Here is a 19,289-nt window from a genome sequence, read left to right as displayed (position 1 = left end):
CCCACCCAACTCATGACGTCGTGACCGTAGATCGCGACGAACTCGGCGTACTGGGCTTCGGAGATCCCGCCGAGTGTGTCGTATTTGACCGCCGTGGACACCAGATCCCACTCCGGCGGTCCGAAAGCACTGCGCTCGAAGTCGGCCACAACCACGCGGCCGTCGCCGGTCGACAACACGTTGCCGCCCCAGGCGTCCCCGTGCACCACGCAGTGCGGCAGTCCTTGTGGCAGCTCGGCGTACCCGTGCTCAAGGTGTTCCAACCGCTCGCGCAGCCAGTCGCGTTCTTCGGAAGTGAACATGTCGGCCTGGTCGATCCGCTGTGCGAGCCGTACGAACGGAGCCAGCGGAGGAAGCTCGAAACGCGCCGGAGGGGTCAGACCGTGCAACACCCTCAGCACGGCGGCGACGTCCACGGAGGTGCCGTACTCGTGGGGCGGCAACTCCCGCCAGAACGTCACCGCTCTGCCGTCCGCCTCGACCGGCTGATCCAGATCGGGGACGACCTGTACGGCGGGCACCCCGACGGTCTCCAGCCAGCGGGCCACGCGCACCTCCTTCGCGGCGGTCTGGAGCCGCCCCTCCCGCGGCACCCGTGCGACGACACCTTTCGGCAACCGGTAGATGGCGTTCTCGCTGAAGCGGATGAGCTCCGCGCCGGACGCGTCGATCCTGGCCCGGCGGCAGGCGGTGAGCAAGGCGTTCAGTGTCGCGTCCCGTGGAGTGTTCACCCATGGACCTCCAGGATCCGGTGTCAGAGGTGTCCACGTTCAGGGGAAGGTGCCCTCACCGACGTCGAACATCCCAGTCCTGATCATGAGCAGCAGCCTGTGGTCGGTTGCCGAAGAGGGCACAGGGGATCAGGCTGAGCGATAACCCGTCGTCAGGACGCGCAGTTCCCGTACGGCGGGCAAAGCACGCGCCTTCTCGGGAGCAACGTCCGACACGATGCGGGCCGTGGCCTTGACCCGGACGTCCCACCGTGTCGCCGGGAGCGCCTCCACGAGACTCAACGCCTGTTGCGCGCCTTGTTCCGGGTCAGTGCGAGCATGCAGCGCCGCGCTGTGCAGTGCCATCAGAACCGAAGTACGGTGCTCCAGCGGATAGAGGCCTTCGGCAGCACTCTGTGCTTCGGCGGCTCGCTTGGCATCTCCGGCGAGCGTGTAGATCAGACTCCGATCGAAGTACGTTCCGCAGAGCGCCCAGTTGGAATCCAGGCCGATGATCTGAGATGGAAACTGGTCGAACACGTCCTCGGCCTCGCACAGGATGGCCACCGCTTCGGCATGTCGGCCCAACGTGGCGAGAGTCTGAGCTTCGGCGCAGAGAGCGGCCACGAGGGGCACACTGGGACGCCCCCCGGCGAGACGGCTGGCCTGCTGAGCCAGGAGAAGCACGTCGTCGAGATTTTCACCCGGATCCGTTCTCCGGTAGAGCACTTCCCGGCCTGTCAGCCACGCTGCCAGCAAGGTGTCCCCGGAGCGCTCGCTCAAGCTCCGGGTCTTCCCCCACCAGCGTCGCGCCTCGCGACGATTGCCCAGGTCGAACCATTTCCCCGCGATCAGAGACGCGTGACGTGCGGCGGCGTGGGCGAGGTCGCGCTGTACCGGCTCGGGCTGAGCCCGGCTCAGGTGAGGGGCCATGTCGGCGAAGTCGGCGGCCAGCCCGGCGAGGACGACGGCGGGCGGATCGACGTACGCCCGCTGGGCATGGAGGTCGGCGGCGTCCTCCCAGTCGTCGATCATCTCCTGTGACACGCTCGCACCGGAGATCCGGGGTTCGGACGCCTGCCAGGCGTCCGTCAACGTGGCCAGCACGGGCGCCACCGCGCGGCCGACAGCAACGGCGGCGGCGTCCCGCATCAGTCGTCTGCGCTCCATGTCCCCGCCCTCGTCACGCGTTGAGGCTTTTGCATCGACTGCTTCGACGGTACCCCTTCGCAGCCGATCGGTCTCGGCCATGGCCGCACGAAGCGCCTGTGTCACGAGTTCACCTCCCGCTCCGAGTTCGGCGTCGAGAAGAGTGATCGCCTCGAAAGACGGGCGGTTCTTCCCCTGCTCCCATTTGGCGATGAGCGAGTAGTCCCACCGGATCCGATCAGCGAGGCCGCGCAGGCTCAGCTCGCGCCGCTCCCGCCAGGTCCGCAGGGCACGGCCGAACTCCTGCCAGCCCGCCGAGGTTTTCGATGTCGATTGTCCGGTCACGTCCGCCCTCGCGATCCGTTGCACGTGTTGCATTACCTCCGACGCAACCCTGTGCGTCTTTTCCCATGCGCTGAGTCACTTCGACTATGGCACCGGTAAGCGTCATACGAAGCGAAACTCCGCAGGCGCATAAAGTGATGCGGAGTTCCCTGATCGCGAAGAGGTGCGATCCATGGACAACCGCGAATCCGTCCCGCCCTGCGTTGACGAGATCACCGTCCAGACTCATGACGAAGCCCTAGCGGTCGTACAGCGTCTTCTCGCCGAGCGGGGCATCCGCGCCCACCGCCATCACACGATCAGCCTCGGGCTCTTCACCGTTCCTGAGACCACATGGCCCGACCGTCCTCCGCTTCGGTCGTGGATGAACCGCTATCCGCCCGAGTTGGCCGTGATCGGCTCCCGGGGGCGGGATGCCACCGTGACCATCGGGGCGTGTTCCGGTTGCTACTTGGTGGCTGTGCGCGGCAGCGATACGGAGACGGTCCGGTGTGACGAACCGGAAAGGGTCCTGGATCTCATCCTCGCGATGGGGCGTACGCCATGACCGCGCCCGCGATGTACGGGTCGGCGGCGGTGGACGCGGCCGAGAGGCTCCGGGAGGCCCTGGCGGGTCACGAGATCATCGCCGACGTTCACGACGGTTACGGGCTGGCGCTGGTGTCGGTCGGGGTTGGCCTGGTGGTGTGGTCCAACGGGGAGCGGTTCTGGTGGCACACCGGATGGAACGCCGAACGCCGGCGCGCCGTCTACGCCTCGCAGGAGGCGGCCGAACCCGGCCGGGCCGCCCGGCGGATCGCGTTCCACCACGCCCGCCTGTGCGAGACGGCTTCACCCGCGCCGGGCACCGGGAGCCCGCTGTGACCTTGACGGAACTGACGAAGCTCTACGGGCGCACCTGGACGATCGCGGAGGGGATCGGGGGCGGCTGGTACGCCGTGCGGCGCGCGGACATGTCGGCGTACGGGCTTGAGCACGGCCTGTCCAACATCCGGTGCGGGGCGACCCTGGCCGAACTGGCCCGTCGTCTGGACACGGAGACACGGCTGGAGAAACAGCCCTGGCGACGCGTGCCGCTGAGGGTGGCGCCGTGACACAAACGGGCCTCAGGCTTCATCGGTGGCTGGCCGGAGTTCCTGAAACTCCACTCCGCACGGATCTCCCGCCACGAACGGCCCCGACAGACGCGCTCCAGCGGTGGGCCAGACGTCGACGGCCACGGCTTCAGGGCCGTCGATCACGGGCAGTCCTTTTTGACGGGACAAGGCCGTATCTCCGTTATCCAGGCCGCCTGGACGTTCTTCCCCTTCACGTTTTTCCGGACGGCGTACGGCGAGAAATTGCCGATGATGCCGTACACCAACCCGTCGTGGGCCGCACGCCGGAGATCGACCGGGTTCAGCCCGAACCTGGCCAGAATCGGCTCGTCCTCGGCCGTCAGCGTCGACACCCAGCTTCTGAACTGACTGACCGACGAGTAATCGACACACGGCTCGGGCAGTCCCTTGTCCGAACACCCCTCGTGGCCCGGCCAATAGATGGCCTTGCCCCCCATGTGCCCGCGCGACAGGAAGACGTCTCTCGCCGGCCCGTTTTCCAGTCCGAGACTCTTTTCCGTCACCGGCTTCTTGAATTCGATCACAGTGGTCGTCATCACCCCCGGCCTCAGCTTGCTCAGGGACTCGACACCGGACACTCCCCGCACACCCGATCCGAACTTGGCGACGGCGGAGGTGAGGCCGGTCGGCGGGAGCTTGGAGATGTCCTGCACCTCACCCGAGAGGCTCATCTTCACCCAGTAGGGCGATTCAAAAGAGATGGACGGACCGGCGTACGGTCGTGCCGCGGTTCCCGTGAACCGAAATTCGTAGCCTCCCAGGACGGGCCAGAGCTCGGATCCTCCCATGATGAAGTTGTGCTCCGGATTGGCGACCATGGCAGCGTTCCCGACAACCGTCAGGAGATGGTCGTTCGCGACGGCTGTCGGCATCTCCTGCTGATATGCCGGAAAATTCGACTCCCGCTCCCGTATTCGAAGATCTGACTGCTCTGCCCGGAGATTCGAGTGGGATGATCCTTCCGCCGTACAAGATGTCAGGAAAAGCAGCAGGCCGACCATGGCGCCGGCAGTTGACGACCGTTTCACGGACTTGTTTCCCCGCTTCTCACCATCGGACCGTCGCACCATTCTGGCGCCTCCGAGTCCCTACGGTGACCGGAGCCTCTTCAACATGAAGGGCGTCAGGGAATCAGGCCCTCGGCGGCGAGGTCGGTCCAGAGGGCTTCGGGGACGGGCTTGGCGGTCAGGTCCGCGTTGCGGGCGACCTCGGCGGCGGAGCGGGCGCCGATGACGACGGTGGCGACGGCCGGGTGGCGCAGGGGGAAGGCGAGGGCCGCCTGGGGGAGGGTGACGTCGTGGCGTTCGCAGACGGCGGCGATGCGGCGGGCGCGCTCCAGGAGCGGGCCGGGGGCCGGGGCGTAGTCGTAGGTGCCCGACGGGTCGTGGGTGGCGAGCAGGCCGCTGTTGAACACCCCGGCGGCGAACACCGAGACGCCGCGCTCGGCGCACAGCGGCAGCAGCTCGTCCTCGCCCGACTGGTCGAGGAGGGTGTAGCGTCCGGCGAGCATGACCACGTCGACGCCGGTCTCGCGGACGAACCGGGCGAGCATCGCCGCCTGGTTCATGCCGACCCCGACGGCCTTGACGACGCCCTGGTCGCGCAGGTCGGCCAGGGCCGGGTACGCCTCGGAGACGGCCTGCTCCCAGTGGTCGTCCGGGTCGTGGATGAGGACGACGTCGACCGCGTCGAGGCCGAGCCGCTCCAGGCTCTCCTCCAGCGACCGCAGCACCCCGTCGCGCGAGAAGTCCCACACCCGGCGCAGGTCGGCGGGGACGTCGAAGCCCTGGTCGTCCCGGCCGAAGGGGCCCTCTCCGGTGGCGGGCACGAGCAGGCGGCCGACCTTGGTGGACAGGGTGTAGGAGTCACGGGGCCGCTCCGCGAGGGCGGCGCCGAGCCGCCGCTCCGACAGGCCGAGCCCGTAGTGGGGCGCGGTGTCGAACACGCGGACCCCCGCCTCGTAGGCCGCGTCCACCGCCGCGCGCGCCGTGTCCTCGCCGACCTCCGAGAACAGGTTCCCGATCGGGGCCGCACCGAAGCCGTAACTGCTCACCCGCACCGCTCGCTCCGTCCGCTCTGTACGGCTTCATGTTTCTCGTGCCGCTTGATCCCTTTGTATCGCCTCAGCCTCGCGGGTGGCCGCACATTTCCACACGGGTCCGTGCGGGCTTCGGAGGTCGTGCGGGATTCGCGCCCGCGTGGCCTCGTGCTCCCACGCGAACACGGCACCCCGCGTGAACGCCGTAGCGCTCATGGCCCCACGCGGGCACCCCGCGGCTTCACGGCTCGCGCCCGTACGGCCTCCTCCCCCGTACGGGCCGCGTGTCCGCGTGGCTCACGCCCCTGTCAGAAGCTCAAGCCACTGTCAGGGCGTCAATCCTGGGCCTTGCCGCCCGCCAGGCGGCTGATCATCAGGGCGACCAGGATGATCGAGCCGTAGACGAGCTGCTTCCACTCGCCGGGGACGCCCTTCAGGGTCAGGATGTTCTCGACGAGGCCGATCACCAGGACGCCGGTGAGCGCGCCGAGGATCGTACCCTTGCCGCCGTCCATGCTGACGCCGCCGATGACGGCGGCGGCGAAGGCCATGAAGATCCAGCCGACGCCCTGGTTGGCGCTGATGCCGCCCAGGCGGCCGGTCTCCAGCACTCCGGCGAGCGCGGCGACGATCCCGCCGATGACGAAGACGACCCAGACGACCCGCTCGACCCTGATGCCGGCCGCGCGGGCGGCGTCGGCGTTGCCGCCGATGGCGTAGAGCGAGCGGCCGGCCCGGAAGTAGGCGAGGGCGACGATGGCCACCGCGAAGAGGACGCCGGTGATCCAGATGGCCGCCGGCAGGCCCAGCCAGCTGGCGCTGCCGAGGTAGAGGAACGACTCGGGCAGCTCGAACAGGCTCTTGCCCTGGGTGAGACCCAGCTGGAGGCCGTGCACGACGATCATCATGGCCAGCGTGACGATGAAGGCCGACAGCTGGAACCGCAGGATCAGGAAGCCGTTGAAGGCGCCGACCAGGCCGCCGACCAGCAGGCACAGCGGGATGGCGAGGATGCCGGGCAGCTCCAGGCCGAACCCTCCGGCCGCCACCGGGATGACCAGCATCACGCCGACGGCGGGCGCCATGCCGACCGTGGACTCCAGTGACAGGTCGAACTTGCCCGCGATCAGGATCAGCGCCTCGGCGAGGACCACCAGGGCGAGGGCCGACTGCTGCTGCAGCACGTTGGTCAGGTTGCCCGTGGTGAGGAAGACCGGGTCCACGAAGGAACCGGCGATCAGCAGAACGACGATCACCGGGACCAGGGTGAGGTCGCGGAACCGCCCGAGCTGGATGCGACGGCCCTGCGGGGCCGCCAGCACGGGCGGGGGGGTCTTTGTCGTGGTCATCAAATAACTCCCGTGGATACTCCGGCCTTCAGGCCGGGGAGGAAACGGGAGCGGGAAAGCGCCCTGGCGCCCTGGCGCGCCTGGCCCCGCACCGCCCCCCTCAACCGCCGCCTAACTGATCTTGCAGTATTGTGTGAGGCATGGCGCAGATCGTGAAGCGGGCCTATAAGTTCCGCCTCTACCCGACGAACGAGCAGGCAGCGGAGCTGTCTCGCACGTTCGGCTGCGCCCGCCTCGTCTACAACAAAGCCCTCGAACACCGCAGCCGCGCCTACACCCTGGAAGGCCGCAAGGTTACCTACGTGCAGTCGTCGGCCGCGCTGACCGAGTGGAAGAAGACCGAAGATCTGGCGTTCCTGAACGAGGTGTCGTCGGTCCCGCTTCAGCAGGCGCTCCGCCACTTGCAGGCGGCGTTCGCGAACTTCTTCGCCAAGCGCGCGAAGTACCCGACGTTCAAATCCAAGAAGAAGTCGCGGCTCAGCGCCGAGTACACCCGCTCGGCGTTCACCTACCGAGACGGTCAGATCACCCTCGCGAAGATGAACGCGCCTTTGAACGTCGTATGGTCGCGTCCGCTGCCCGAGGGCGCACAACCGTCCACGGTGACCGTGACCAAGGACGCCGCCGGGCGCTGGTTCGTGGCGATCCTGTGCGAAGACCACATCACCCCGCTCCCCCCGACCGCGAACGTGGTCGGGGTGGATGCGGGTATCACGGCGTTGGCGACGCTCTCCACCGGACAGAAGATCGTCAACCCCGGGCATGAACGGGCCGACCGCCGCAAGCTCGCCAAGGCTCAGCGCGACCTCGCCCGAAAAGAGAAGGGTTCGGCCAACCGGCAGAAGGCCAAGCTCGCGCTCGCCCGCATCTACGCCCGCATCACCGATCGCCGCCGCGATCACCTGCACAAGGTCACCACACGTCTCGTCCGTGAGAACCAAACGGTCGCGATCGAAGACCTCACCGTGCGCAACCTGGTGAAGAACCGCAAGCTGGCCCGCGCGATCTCCGATGCCTCGTGGCGCCAGATGCGATCCATGCTGGAGTACAAAGCGCAGTGGTACGGACGGGAACTGCTGGTCGTGGACCGCTGGTTCCCCTCGTCGAAGCTGTGTTCGGCGTGCGGCGCCATCCAGCGGTCCATGCCGCTGGGCGTCCGCGATTGGGTGTGTGCCTGCGGCGCGTCCCATGATCGGGACGTGAACGCCGCGAAGAACATCCTCGCCGCCGGGCTGGCGGAGAGGTAAAACGCCTGTGGAGCTGACGTAAGACCTCACAGAGAGTCCTCTCTGACGGGCAGTTGGCGGTGAAGCAGGAACCCTCACGGGCGACCGTGGGAATCCCCGCCCTTCAGGGCGAGGAGGATGTCAAGAGTGGTCGATACCTTCCATCGCCGCCACCAGCTCGTTGTCGGTCCAGCCGCGCGGCACGTCCTTGACGATCCTGCCGTGGAACATGACGAGGACGCGATCGCAGATTCGCAGGTCGTCGAGCTCGTCGGAGACCAGTACGGCCCCCGCCCCCCGTTCGGCCGCGTCCTCCACGGCGCCGAGCAGGGAGTGCTTGGCCTTGACGTCCACCCCGGCGGTCGGGTTGATGACCACGAGCGCGTTCGGGTCGTCGGCGAGCGCCCTGGCCAGCACCACCTTCTGGGCGTTGCCGCCGGACAGGTCGGCCACCGGCTGGTCGGGGCCCGTCGTCTTGATGTCCAGCAGGTCGATCATCCGGGTGCCGCGCTCGCGGCGGCGGGCCGGGGAGACCACGCCGTAGCGGCCGAGCTTGTGGGCGATCGGGATGGTCGCGTTCTCGGCGATCGACAGCAGCGGCACGAACCCCTGGTGGTGCCTGTCCTGGGGGACGAACCCGAGCCCGGCGCGGAGCGCGGAGGGCACGTCGCCCTGCTTGATGTCGGTGCCGTTCACGGTCACCGTCCCGGTGTCGGCCCGGTGCAGGCCGACCAGGGTCTCGGCGAGACCGACCTTGCCGCTGCTGCCGGAACCGGCGAGACCGACGATCTCCCCCGCCCTGACGGACAGGTCCACGTCCTCGTAGCGCCCGGCGAGGCTGAGCGTCCGCGCGGACAGCACCACGGGGGCCGAGGGGGCGACCGTCCGGGTGCGGTACTCGTAGGCGGCGGTGGCCTCGCCGGTCATCGCGTCCACGAGCCGGTCGTGGGGCAGGTCGCCGACCGGGGCGGTGACGATGTGCCGGGCGTCGCGGAAGACCGAGACGCTCTGGCAGATCTCGTACACCTCCTCCAGGTGGTGGGAGATGAACATCATCGTGACGCCCTGCTCGCGCAGGGAGCGCATCCGGTCGAAGAGCCGCTGGATGGCCGGGCCGTCGAGCTGCGCGGTGGGCTCGTCCAGGATGATGAACCGGGCGCCGAACGACAGCGCCCTGGCGATCTCCAGCAGCTGGCGCTGCTCGACCCCCAGGTCCCCGGCCATGGTCTCGGCGTCGACGTCCACGCCGTACTGCTCAAGGAGCTGGCGGGCCCGCGTGCGAAGGCTCCGCCAGCTGATCCTGCCCCGCTCTGTCTGACGGTTCAGGAAGAGGTTCTCCGCGACGGACAGGGTGGGGATGATCGTCGACTTCTGGTAGACGCACGCGACCCTCTGCCGCCAGGCGTCCCGGTCGGCCGGCGACGGCGCGGGCTGCCCGGCGAAGCGGACCTCGCCCTCGTCGGGACGCTGGAGCCCGGTCAGGATCGACACCAGCGTGGACTTGCCCGCGCCGTTCCTGCCGACGAGCGCGTGCGTCTCCCCCTCGGTGATGGCGATCCCGGCACCGTCGAGCGCGGTGGTCGGGCCGAAGCGCTTGGTGATCCCAAGCGCCTCGACTGCCTTGACGGAAGATGTCATCACTTGACCTGGTTACCCCAGAGAGCCTGGTCGTCCACGTTCTCCTTGGTGACCAGCGGAGCGGGGAGCTGGTCCTCAAGGCCGTTCGGCAGCTGGATGATCGTGCTGTCGTGGTCGGTCGGGCCGGGCTGGAAGGTCTTGCCCTCGGACGCGGCCTTGGCGTAGAAGAGCGCGTACTTGGCGTAGAGGTCGGCCGGCTGGGAGACCGTGGCGTCGATCTCACCCTTGCGGATCGCCTCGAACTCCTGCGGGATGCCGTCGTTGGAGATCACGAAGACGTGCTTGGGGTCCTCCGGCGGCACGATCAGGCCCTTGGCCTTGAGCACCTGGAGGGTGGGGGCGAGGTGGACGCCTCCGGCGTGCATGTAGACGCCCTTGATGTCCGGGTGCTGCTCAAGACGGGTCTGGAGCATGGAGGCGGCCTTCGTGCCCTCCCACTCGGTCGGCTCCTCGAAGACCGTGATGCCGGGGAACTTGTCCTTCATGCAGCCGCGGAACGCCTCGGCCCGGTCACGGCCGTTGATCGACGAGAGCGCGCCCATGAGCTGGACGACCTTGCCCTTGCCGCCGAGCTTCTCGCCGAGGAACTCGCACGCCTGCGTGCCGTACGCCTTGTTGTCGGCGCGCACGACCATGTAGACCTTGCCCTTGTCGGGGCGGGTGTCCACGGTGACGACGGGGATGTTCTTGCCCTCCAGCGTCTGCAGCGTGGAGGCGATGGCGCCGGTGTCCTGCGGGGCCATCACGATCACCTTGGCGCCCTGGCCGGTGAGGGCCTGGGTGTTGGCGACCAGCTTGGCCACGTCGTTCTGCGAGTTGGTCGGCGGCATCAGGTCGACGCCCAGCTCGGTCGCCATCTGGGGGACGTACTTGTTGTACGAGTTCCAGAAGTCGGAGTCGGTGCGGGGGAAGTCGATGCCGACCTTGCCGCCCGCGGCGGCGGCGGACGCGTCACCGGCCGGCTGGGCCGCGGTGCCGGCGGGCTCCGACGATCCGCAGGCGGAGAGGGTGAAGGAGATCGCGAGCAGTGCCGCACCTGTCGCCGCGGGTCCGATTTTCATACCGTTGCCTCGATTCAAAGCTATCTGGGGGGTGAACTGTTTCTCGACCGACGCGTGGAGCCCGGTCATGATTTCGGTCGGAGCCTGAGCCCCTGCATCCCGCCGTCCACGGCCAGGGCCGTGCCGGTGGTGGCCGCCGCGAGCGGGCTCGCGAGGTAGGCGATCGCCGCGGCGACCTCCGGGGCGCTCACCAGGCGGCCCGTCGGCTGGCGGGCCTCCAGGGCCGCCCGCTCTGCCGCCGGGTCCTCGGCCGCGTCGAGCAGGCGCTGCACCCAGGGGGTGTCGGCGGTGCCGGGGTTGACGCAGTTGACCCGGATGCCCTCGCGGACGTGGTCGGCCGCCATCGCCAGGGTCAGCGACAGGATGGCCCCCTTGGACGCGCTGTAGAGCGCCCGCTGGGGCAGTCCCGCCGTCGCCGCGATCGAGCAGGTGTTGACGATCGCGGCGTGCGCCGAGCGGCGCAGGTGCGGCAGGCTCGCCCGGGTGACCCGGACGATGCCCAGGACGTTGACGTCCAGGACCCTGGACCACTCCTCGTAGGGGTTGTCCTCGATCGTCCCGGCGGCGCCGATCCCGGCGTTGTTGACCAGGATGTCCAGGCCGCCGAGCTGCTCGGCGGCCTGGGCGACGGCCACGTTGACCGCCTCCTCGTCGGTGACGTCCGCCCTGACCTCGATGAACGGGCCGCCGGAGGAGTTGATGTCGAGGGAGGCCACTCTCGCGCCCCGCTCGGCCAGCAGGGTGGCGGTGGCCAGGCCGATGCCGGAGCCGCCACCGGTGACCAGGGCGCGCAGGCCGTCGAACTCACCCATTGAGGGACCTCCATACCGGGCCGTCGGGGAAGGTGTAGTCGATGATCGAGGCGGCGTGCATGGCCGCTCCGAAACCGGGCCGGCTCGGCGCGGCGTAGGCACCGTTCTCGATCACCACGGGATCGACGAAGTGCTCGTGGAGGTGGTCGACGTACTCGATCACCTTGCCCTCCATCGAGCCGCTCACCGCGACGTAGTCGAACATCGACAGGTGCTGCACCAGCTCGCACAGGCCGACCCCGCCCGCGTGCGGGCAGACCGGGACGCCGAACTTGGCGGCGAGCAGCAGGATCGCGACGTTCTCGTTCACGCCCGCGACGCGGGCCGCGTCGATCTGCAGGTAGGAGATCGCGCCGGCCTGCAGGAGCTGCTTGAAGACCATGCGGTTCTGGACGTGCTCGCCGGTGGCCACCGGGATGGGCGCGATGCCCCGGGCGATGGCGGCGTGGCCGAGCACGTCGTCGGGGCTGGTCGGCTCCTCCACCCAGTGCGGGCGGAACTCCGCGAGGGCGTTCACCCAGGCGATGGCGGAGTCGACGTCCCAGCGCTGGTTGGCGTCGATCGCGATGGGGAAGTCCTCGCCGCAGGTCTCGCGGGCGATGCGCATCCGCCGCCTGTCGTCCTCCAGGTCGGCGCCGACCTTCAGCTTGATCTGGGTGAAGCCCTCGTCCATCGCCTCCTTGCACAGGCGGCGCAGCTTGTCGTCGCCGTAGCCGAGCCAGCCGGGGGAGGTCGTGTAGGCCGGGTAGCCGTGCTCGCGCAGGTGGGCCACACGCTCGCGCCTGCCGGGCTCGGCGGCGCGCAGGATGTCCAGCGCCTCCTGCGGGGTGAGCGCGTCGGTGAGGTAGCGGAAGTCGACGAGGTCGACGAGCTCCTCGGGGGACATCTCGGCGAGCAGCAGCCAGAGCGGCCGGCCCGCCCGCTTGGCCTTGAGGTCCCAGAGCGCGTTGACCACGGCGGAGATCGCCATGTGCATGACGCCCTTCTCCGGGCCGAGCCAGCGCAGCTGGGAGTCGTGGACCATGTCCTTCCAGAGCGCGCCCATGTCCTCGACGTCCTTGCCGAGCACGTACGGCTCCAGCGCCCTGATCGCGGCGGTCTGCACCTCGTTGCCGCGCCCGATGGTGAAGGCGAAGCCGTGGCCCTCGAACCCGTCGTCGGTCCGCAGGACGAGGTAGGCGGCCGAGTAGTCGGGGTCGGGGTTCATCGCGTCGGAGCCGTCGAGCTCCAGCGAGGTGGGGAAGCGGATGTCGTGGGTCTCCATCGAGGTGATGCGGTACGCGCCGACCCCCGCCAGGACTCCCTCGGCCGCCTCCACCGCGCCACCCGTCTCACTCCCGGCCGTGTCCACGGCCGTGTTCGCGGCCGTGTCCTCGCGGGTGTCGATCCTGTCGCTCATGCCTGCCCCACGGTCTGTCGCTGGCTCCCGAGGCCGTCGATCTCCAGCTCCACGATCTGCCCGGCCCGCAGGTACGGCTTGCCGGGCAGGCCGAGCGCGACGCCGGCCGGGGTGCCGGTGTTGATGAGGTCACCGGGTTCGAGGACCATGAACCGGCTGAGGTAGCGGACGATCTCCGCCACGGTGAAGATCATGTTCTTGGTGTCGCCGTTCTGGAACTGCGCGCCGTCCACCCACAGGCGCAGGCCCAGGGACTGCGGGTCGGCGATCTCGTCGGCGGTGACCAGCCAGGGGCCGAGCGGGTTGAAGGTCTCGCAGGACTTGCCCTTGTCCCACTGGCCGCCGCGCTCCAGCTGGAACTCGCGCTCGGAGACGTCGTTGGAGATGGCGTAGCCCGCGATCTTGGACAGCGCCTCCTCGTGCGTCTCGACGTAGCGGGCCGTCTCGCCGATGACGACGGCGAGCTCGACCTCCCAGTCGGTCTTCACGCTGTCCCTGGGGATGAGCACCTCGTCGTCGGGCCCGACGATCGTGTTGGGAGCCTTCATGAAGATGATCGGCTCGGCCGGGATCGCGGCGTTCGTCTCCTCCGCGTGGTCGCGGTAGTTGAGCCCGACGCACACGATCTTCCCTGGCCGCGCGATCGGGGCGCCGATCCGCAGCCCCTCGGCCTCCAGCACGGGAAGCTCGTCCCGCTCCAGCGCCTCTCGGACACGAGCCACTCCCCCGGAAGCGAAGAAAGCCCCGTCGATCTCGGCTTCCGAGATTTCGCGGAGGTTACCGGCCCCGTCCAGGACGGCCGGTCGCTCCTGGCCGACGGGTCCCACTCGCAGCAGCTTCACACCGCACCCTTCGTTGATACATCGGATGTCTTGTCTCGTGATGCTGAACGACGCCGAACCTCGATGTCAACCCCTCACGGGCGGATACGTCCGATCCGTTATCGAGGAGAAACCGCAGCTTGCAGGGGTTATACCGGATCCCCCTCCAACTTTGCCCTCCGGTCATCGGATTTCCTCGCGCGGGCGGAAACAGAGATCATCTAGGACGTTCGCGGTGATGAAAGGCACAAAAGTGATCAATCGTCGATAAACATCGGAGGATGAGGCTTGTTACGGCGGAATTTCGGTGCTATCTCCTTGAAACAGTCCCGCCCTGTGATCGGAGGAATCCGTTGCCCCACCCCCCACGACGACGTCTCGGCGTCGCCCTCCTCGCCGTCCTCACCCTCGCCACCGGCTTATACGGTCAGAGTTCAGCCAACGCGGAGTTGTCGGCGAACGTGACGCAGGCAGATACACCCGATGACTTGACGCTCTGGTATGACAAACCGGCCACCGACTGGGAGACCCAGGCGTTGCCGATCGGCAACGGCGCGCTGGGCGCCATGGTTTTCGGCGGAGTGAACACCGAGCAGATCCAGTTCAACGAGAAGTCCCTGTGGACCGGCGGCCCCGGCGCGAACAACTACGACTTCGGCAACTGGACCTCCCCCCGGCCGAACGCGATCGCCGAGGTCAGAGCGCAGATCGACCGTGACGGCAAGATGTCTCCCGAGGCGGTGGCGGCCAAGCTCGGACAGCCCAAGAGCGGCTTCGGCTCCTACCAGACCTTCGGGGACCTCTGGCTGGACATGCCCCAGATCCCCGCGGGCGCCGCCGGCGGCTACCGGCGGGAGCTGAGCCTGCGCGACGCGGTCGCCAAGGTCGGCTACACCGCGGACGGGGTGACCTACTCCCGCGAGTACTTCGCCAGCCACCCCAGCAACGTCGTCGTCGGCCGGATCTCCGCTGACAAGGCCGGTAAGGTCTCCTTCACGCTGCGCACCTCCTCGCCCCGCAACGACAAGCAGGTCTCGGTCTCCAAGGGCCGCCTCACCGTCAGGGGCGTGCTCGCCGACAACGGCATGAAGTTCGAGTCGCAGGTCCAGGTGATCACCCAGGGCGGCACCCGCACCGACGGCACCGACAGGATCACCGTCACGGGCGCCAACAGCGCGATGTTCGTGCTGTCGGCGGGCACCGACTACTCCGACGTCTACCCGACGTACCGGGGCGAGGACCCGCACGCCAAGGTGACCGCGGCGGTCGACGCGGCCGCCGGCAGGTCGTACGAGGGGCTCAAGTCCAAGCACCTGACCGACTACCGGAACCTGTTCGACCGGGTCAAGCTGGACCTCGGGCAGAAGGCGCCGTCCATCCCGACCGACAGGCTGCGCGCGGCGTACACCGGCGGCGCCTCGACCGACGACCGGGCGCTGGAGGCGCTGTTCTTCGCCTACGGCCGCTACCTGCTGATCGCCTCCTCCAGGGAGGGGTCGCTCCCGGCCAACCTGCAGGGCGTGTGGAACAACTCCACCAATCCACCCTGGTCGGCCGACTACCACGTCAACATCAACCTGCAGATGAACTACTGGCTCGCCGAGCAGACCAACCTCGCCGAGACGACCGAGCCCTACGACCGCTACATCCAGTCGATGGTCGCCCCCGGCCAGAAGACCGCGCAGGAGATGTTCGGGTCGCGCGGCTGGGTGGTGCACAACGAGACCAACCCGTTCGGCTTCACCGGCGTGCACAACTGGGCGACCTCGTTCTGGTTCCCCGACGCGGCGGCGTGGCTGACCCAGCAGATGTACGACCACTACCGCTTCAGCGGCAGCAACAAGTACCTGCGCGGCACGGCGTACCCGGTGATGAAGGGCGCGGCCGAGTTCTGGCTGGACAACCTCTACACCGACCCGCGTGACGGCAAGCTCGTGGTCTCCCCCAGCTACTCCCCCGAGCAGGGCGACTTCACGGCGGGCGCCTCGATGTCCCAGCAGATCGTCTACGACCTGCTGACCAACACCCTGGAGGCGGCGAAGGAGCTGAAGAACGACAAGCCCTTCCAGGCCGAGTTGACGGCCGCGCTCGCCAAGCTCGACCCGGGCATCCGGATCGGTTCCTGGGGACAGCTCCAGGAGTGGAAGCAGGACCTGGACAATCCTCGCAACGACCACCGGCACGTCTCCCACCTGTTCGCCCTGCACCCCGGACGGCAGATCACGGCCGGTACCCCGGAGGCCGAGGCGGCCAAGATCTCGCTCACCGCGCGAGGCGACGGCGGCACCGGCTGGAGCAAGGCGTGGAAGGTCAACTTCTGGGCCCGCCTGCTGGACGGCGACCACTCGCACAAGATGCTCAGCGAGCAGCTCAAGAGCTCCACGCTGGACAACCTGTGGGACACCCACCCGCCGTTCCAGATCGACGGCAACTTCGGCGCCACCTCCGGCATGGCCGAGATGCTGCTGCAGAGCCAGCACGACACGATCCACGTACTGCCCGCGCTGCCGTCGGCCTGGTCCAACGGCTCGGTCACCGGCCTGCGCGCCCGGGGCGACGCGGCCGTGGACGCCTCGTGGAAGGACGGCAACGCCGACAGAGTCACCGTGCGCGCGGGGAGGTCCGGCCCCCTCAAGGTCCGCGCCGCCATGCTCACCGGCCGCTACCACGTCGAGGACGCGAGCGGCAAGACGATCAACCCGCCCCGCGACGGCGACGTCATCACCATCGACGCCAAGGACGGGGAGTCCTACACGATCGTCAACGGGGTGACCGTCAAGATCACCGCACCCGTGATCGCGGGCGCCGGCGAGACGATCCCGGTCACCGTCACCGTCAGCGCGCCCGGCACGAAGGACGTGCCCGCCGGCACGCTGACCCTCGCCCTGCCGCAGGGCTGGACCGCCACCCCCGCCTCGATCCAGGTGCCCGCCGTCTCGCCGGGCAGCCCGAAGACCTTCTCGTTCTCCGTGGCCGTCGGCCCCGCGAACGGGACCAGGTCCGCGCGGATCTCGGCGGAACTCTCGGGCGACGGCTGGAAGGCGGGCAGCTCGGCGGCCGTCGGCCTCAACCCGTGCGTCACCCCGCCGACGGACCGGGCCGTCGTCGCCTGGGACCCGACGTCGGGCACGACCGTGACCGACAGCTCCGGCAGCGGCAGGAACGCCACCGTCGTCGGCACGGCGACCTACGACACCACGGCCCCGAGCGGCAGCGGGCTGGTCCTGAACGGCTCGACCTACCTCACCACCGGGAGCACGCTGCTGGGCTACATGCCCGAGGCGACGTTCGCGGCCGAGGTCAAGATCGGGGGGACCGGCTACCGGAGGCTCTTCGACTCCCAGCCCGGCGGCAACCCCGGCACCGACGGGATCATCGTCGACCTCACCCCCTCCAACACCCTGCGCTTCATCGGCGCCGGGCAGAACGTGGGGCTGAGCGGGACGATCCCGACCGGCCGCTACATCGACCTCGTCGTCACCATGAACCGCAACGGCGTGATCAACACCTACGTCGACGGCGTCCGGGTCGGCGGCGGCAACGCCACCACCGACGGCATCACCGGCTGCACCGCCCGGCCGCTGCGCTTCGCCGCCGACCAGGACGGCGGCCAGCGCCTGACCGGCGCGGTCGACCGGATGGCCATCCTGCCGAAGGCCCTCACCGCCGCGGAGGTGGGCACCTGGCGCGACATCGCGTTCTGATCCCGCGCCTTTTCCCACCCCTTCCCGTACGCGATCAGCCTCCGGCTCCCCGCCGGGGCCGATCCTGAATCCCATCCCGTGAGGCCCGGGGCGCGCACGCGTCGCGGGCCTCACGGCCGTGTGCGGCGTCTGAGGCCGTGCCCGGGGCGCTGTCCAGGACCGCCGCCCAGGACCGCTGCCCGGGGCCGCCGTGGGGCCGCTGTCCGGGGTCGCTGTCCGGGGTCGCTGTCCGGGGTCCTAACTTGACGAGGCCCCCCCGCCGTAATAGAACACGTTTCAGAAAGAAGAGTCACCAAACGCCTGATCAAGCGCTTGGTGACTCGGCGTGCCCCGGACGGGAGGCGGGAACATCGGAAAGTCCCGCCATCACCACGTTCGCGATGGATTCTCAGCGAACAGGTAGGGGTACGCCGCTGACCGCACCCCCAGGCCGCACCGACAATGAACCGCGTCGCCGCGTCACGAGAACGCCGACCCGGCTCGCAGGAGGACCAATGGATATCGATCTGGTCGACCAGGACTTCTATTGGCGGAACGGCGCCCCTCACGATCAGCTGGCCTGGCTGCGGGCGAACGCCCCGGTCTACGCGCACCCGGGCGACGCCGAGCGGGGCTGGCCCGGCTTCTGGGCGGTCACCAAGCACGCCGACGTGGTGCAGGTCTCCCGCCGCTCCGACCTGTTCTCCTCCAGCAGGAAGCTCGCGCTCTTCAACGAGATGCCCGAGGACCAGATGGCCCTGCAGCGGATGATGATGCTCAACCAGGACCCGCCGGACCACACCCGGCGTCGTTCCCTGGTCAACCGGGGCTTCACCCCGCGCATGATGGGCGCCCTGGAGGGGCACATCCGCGACATCTGCCACGAGCTGGTGGACGAGGCCAAGGGACGCGGTTCGGTCGACTTCGTCCGTGACATCGCCGCCCCGCTGCCGCTGTACGTGATCTGCGAGCTGCTCGGCGCCCCCGTCGAGGACCGCGACAAGATCTTCAACTGGTCCAACCAGATGATCGGCGCCGAGGACCCCGACTACGCGGCCGACCCCGACGAGGGCACGAACGCGGCCGCGGAGGTCTACGCCTACGCCAACACCCTGGCCGCCGAGCGGCGCGCGCAGCCCCGCGAGGACATCGTCACCAAGCTGATCATGCCCGACGCCGCCGGGGAGACCCTCACCGAGGAGGAGTTCGACCTGTTCGTGCTGCTGCTCGTGGTGGCGGGCAACGAGACCACCCGCAACGCGGCCTCGGGCGGCATGCTCGCCTTCTTCGAGCACCCCGAGCAGTGGCGGCGGCTGGTCGCCGACCGCGCCCTCGCCCGCACCGCGGCCGACGAGATCGTCCGCTGGGTCGCCCCGGTGAACCTCTTCCGCCGTACGGCCACCACCGACACGACGATCGGCGGGCAGGAGGTCAAGGAGAACGACAAGATCGTGGTCTTCTACAGCTCCGCGAACCGGGACGAGGAGGTGTTCGCCGACCCGGGTGTCTTCGACATCGGCCGCGACCCCAACCCGCACATCGGCTTCGGCGGCGGCGGGGCCCACTTCTGCCTGGGCAACCACCTCGCCAAGCTGGAGCTGCGGGTCCTCTTCGAGGTGCTGGCCGAGCGGCTGCCCGGCCTGGAGCAGGCCGGCGAGGCCCGCCGCCTGCGCTCCAACTTCATCAACGGCATCAAGGACCTGCCGGTCTCCGTCGCCTGAGGCCCGCCGCGGGAAGCGGCCGTCCCCCACCGCGTCCCCGCGCGTTTCCACCGCGCCCCCTCCCCGGCTCGCCGACGTCGAGCCGGGGAGGAGGCGAGCGGGAAGGCGCCGGACGGGGGTTCGGCGCCACGAGTGGCCGGTCCTCGGCCTCCTCGTCGTCCCGGCGATCCGGCCCCTCCGCGATCACCCCACTGAGTACGATGTACGCAAGCGGGGGGT

Annotated in this window: 15 protein-coding genes and 1 pseudogene; 6 read left to right on the top strand and 10 right to left on the bottom strand. The window is 69.0% G+C overall.

Annotation, left to right across the window (positions count from 1 at the left end; genetic code table 11):
* Positions 1–35: 35 nt before the first annotated feature.
* Positions 36–593, bottom strand: a pseudogene (locus tag ACFFRH_RS38220) (phosphotransferase family protein); the annotation flags it as partial.
* Positions 594–860: 267 nt separating this feature from the next.
* Positions 861–2,228, bottom strand: a complete 1,368-nt coding sequence (locus ACFFRH_RS38215; protein WP_344749434.1) for a helix-turn-helix domain-containing protein — start codon at positions 2,226–2,228, stop codon at positions 861–863.
* A gap of 148 nt (positions 2,229–2,376) precedes the next feature.
* Here ACFFRH_RS38215 and ACFFRH_RS38210 point away from each other — a divergent pair, with 148 nt between their 5' ends.
* From ACFFRH_RS38210 to ACFFRH_RS38200, 3 genes are read left to right on the top strand one after another with little or no spacing between them, the layout of a single operon-like run.
* Positions 2,377–2,751 carry a hypothetical protein gene (locus tag ACFFRH_RS38210; RefSeq protein WP_344749433.1) on the top strand — a complete coding sequence of 125 codons (375 nt, stop codon included), beginning with the start codon at positions 2,377–2,379 and terminating at the stop codon, positions 2,749–2,751.
* On the top strand, positions 2,748–3,068 hold the full coding sequence (locus ACFFRH_RS38205) for a hypothetical protein (RefSeq protein ID WP_344749432.1): 321 nt from the start codon (positions 2,748–2,750) through the stop codon (positions 3,066–3,068). Before ACFFRH_RS38210 ends, ACFFRH_RS38205 begins: the two co-directional genes overlap by 4 nt.
* Positions 3,065–3,298, top strand: coding sequence for a hypothetical protein (locus tag ACFFRH_RS38200; RefSeq protein WP_344749430.1), 234 nt, complete (start codon positions 3,065–3,067; stop codon positions 3,296–3,298). Before ACFFRH_RS38205 ends, ACFFRH_RS38200 begins: the two co-directional genes overlap by 4 nt.
* 143 nt (positions 3,299–3,441) lie before the next feature.
* Here ACFFRH_RS38200 and ACFFRH_RS38195 read toward each other — a convergent pair whose 3' ends face one another.
* From ACFFRH_RS38195 to ACFFRH_RS38185, 3 genes are all read right to left on the bottom strand, one after another.
* The gene (locus tag ACFFRH_RS38195; RefSeq protein WP_344749429.1) at positions 3,442–4,323 is read right to left on the bottom strand and encodes a hypothetical protein; all 882 of its coding nucleotides are present in this window, start codon (positions 4,321–4,323) and stop codon (positions 3,442–3,444) included.
* Positions 4,324–4,445: 122 nt separating this feature from the next.
* Positions 4,446–5,381: an aldo/keto reductase gene (locus ACFFRH_RS38190; protein ID WP_344749428.1), complete on the bottom strand. Its 936-nt coding sequence runs from the start codon at positions 5,379–5,381 to the stop codon at positions 4,446–4,448.
* A gap of 314 nt (positions 5,382–5,695) precedes the next feature.
* Positions 5,696–6,709, bottom strand: coding sequence for an ABC transporter permease (locus ACFFRH_RS38185; protein WP_386162388.1), 1,014 nt, complete (start codon positions 6,707–6,709; stop codon positions 5,696–5,698).
* 140 nt (positions 6,710–6,849) lie between these two features.
* Between ACFFRH_RS38185 and ACFFRH_RS38180 the strand changes: the two genes are divergently transcribed.
* Entirely contained in the window at positions 6,850–7,956 is a 1,107-nt protein-coding gene (locus tag ACFFRH_RS38180) for an RNA-guided endonuclease InsQ/TnpB family protein (RefSeq protein WP_344749425.1), read from the top strand.
* Positions 7,957–8,076: 120 nt separating this feature from the next.
* Here the strand turns inward: ACFFRH_RS38180 and ACFFRH_RS38175 are convergent, their stop codons facing one another.
* The 5 genes from ACFFRH_RS38175 to ACFFRH_RS38155 all read right to left on the bottom strand — a co-directional run bounded on the left by ACFFRH_RS38175 (position 8,077) and on the right by ACFFRH_RS38155 (position 13,687).
* Positions 8,077–9,573, bottom strand: a complete 1,497-nt coding sequence (locus ACFFRH_RS38175) for a sugar ABC transporter ATP-binding protein (protein WP_344749424.1) — start codon at positions 9,571–9,573, stop codon at positions 8,077–8,079.
* Positions 9,573–10,634: a sugar ABC transporter substrate-binding protein gene (locus ACFFRH_RS38170; protein WP_344749423.1), complete on the bottom strand. Its 1,062-nt coding sequence runs from the start codon at positions 10,632–10,634 to the stop codon at positions 9,573–9,575. The genes ACFFRH_RS38175 and ACFFRH_RS38170 overlap by 1 nt, the downstream gene beginning before the upstream one ends.
* Positions 10,635–10,699: 65 nt before the next feature.
* Entirely contained in the window at positions 10,700–11,446 is a 747-nt protein-coding gene (locus ACFFRH_RS38165) for an SDR family NAD(P)-dependent oxidoreductase (protein WP_344749422.1), read from the bottom strand.
* Positions 11,439–12,845 (bottom strand): L-fuconate dehydratase, encoded by a 1,407-nt coding sequence (locus ACFFRH_RS38160; protein ID WP_344749421.1) that lies wholly within the window; start codon positions 12,843–12,845, stop codon positions 11,439–11,441. Before ACFFRH_RS38160 ends, ACFFRH_RS38165 begins: the two co-directional genes overlap by 8 nt.
* The gene (locus tag ACFFRH_RS38155; protein ID WP_344749420.1) at positions 12,842–13,687 is read right to left on the bottom strand and encodes a fumarylacetoacetate hydrolase family protein; all 846 of its coding nucleotides are present in this window, start codon (positions 13,685–13,687) and stop codon (positions 12,842–12,844) included. Before ACFFRH_RS38155 ends, ACFFRH_RS38160 begins: the two co-directional genes overlap by 4 nt.
* A 467-nt stretch (positions 13,688–14,154) precedes the next feature.
* Between ACFFRH_RS38155 and ACFFRH_RS38150 the strand changes: the two genes are divergently transcribed.
* Positions 14,155–17,370: a glycosyl hydrolase family 95 catalytic domain-containing protein gene (locus ACFFRH_RS38150; RefSeq protein WP_386162387.1), complete on the top strand. Its 3,216-nt coding sequence runs from the start codon at positions 14,155–14,157 to the stop codon at positions 17,368–17,370.
* Positions 17,371–17,864: 494 nt separating this feature from the next.
* Entirely contained in the window at positions 17,865–19,070 is a 1,206-nt protein-coding gene (locus tag ACFFRH_RS38145; RefSeq protein ID WP_344749419.1) for a cytochrome P450, read from the top strand.
* The last annotated feature ends 219 nt before the right edge of the window (positions 19,071–19,289 follow it).

The organism is Streptosporangium vulgare (assembly GCF_042428775.1).
Classification (GTDB): Bacteria; Actinomycetota; Actinomycetes; order Streptosporangiales; family Streptosporangiaceae; genus Streptosporangium; species Streptosporangium vulgare.
This window is presented reverse-complemented; position numbering and strand designations above follow the sequence as displayed.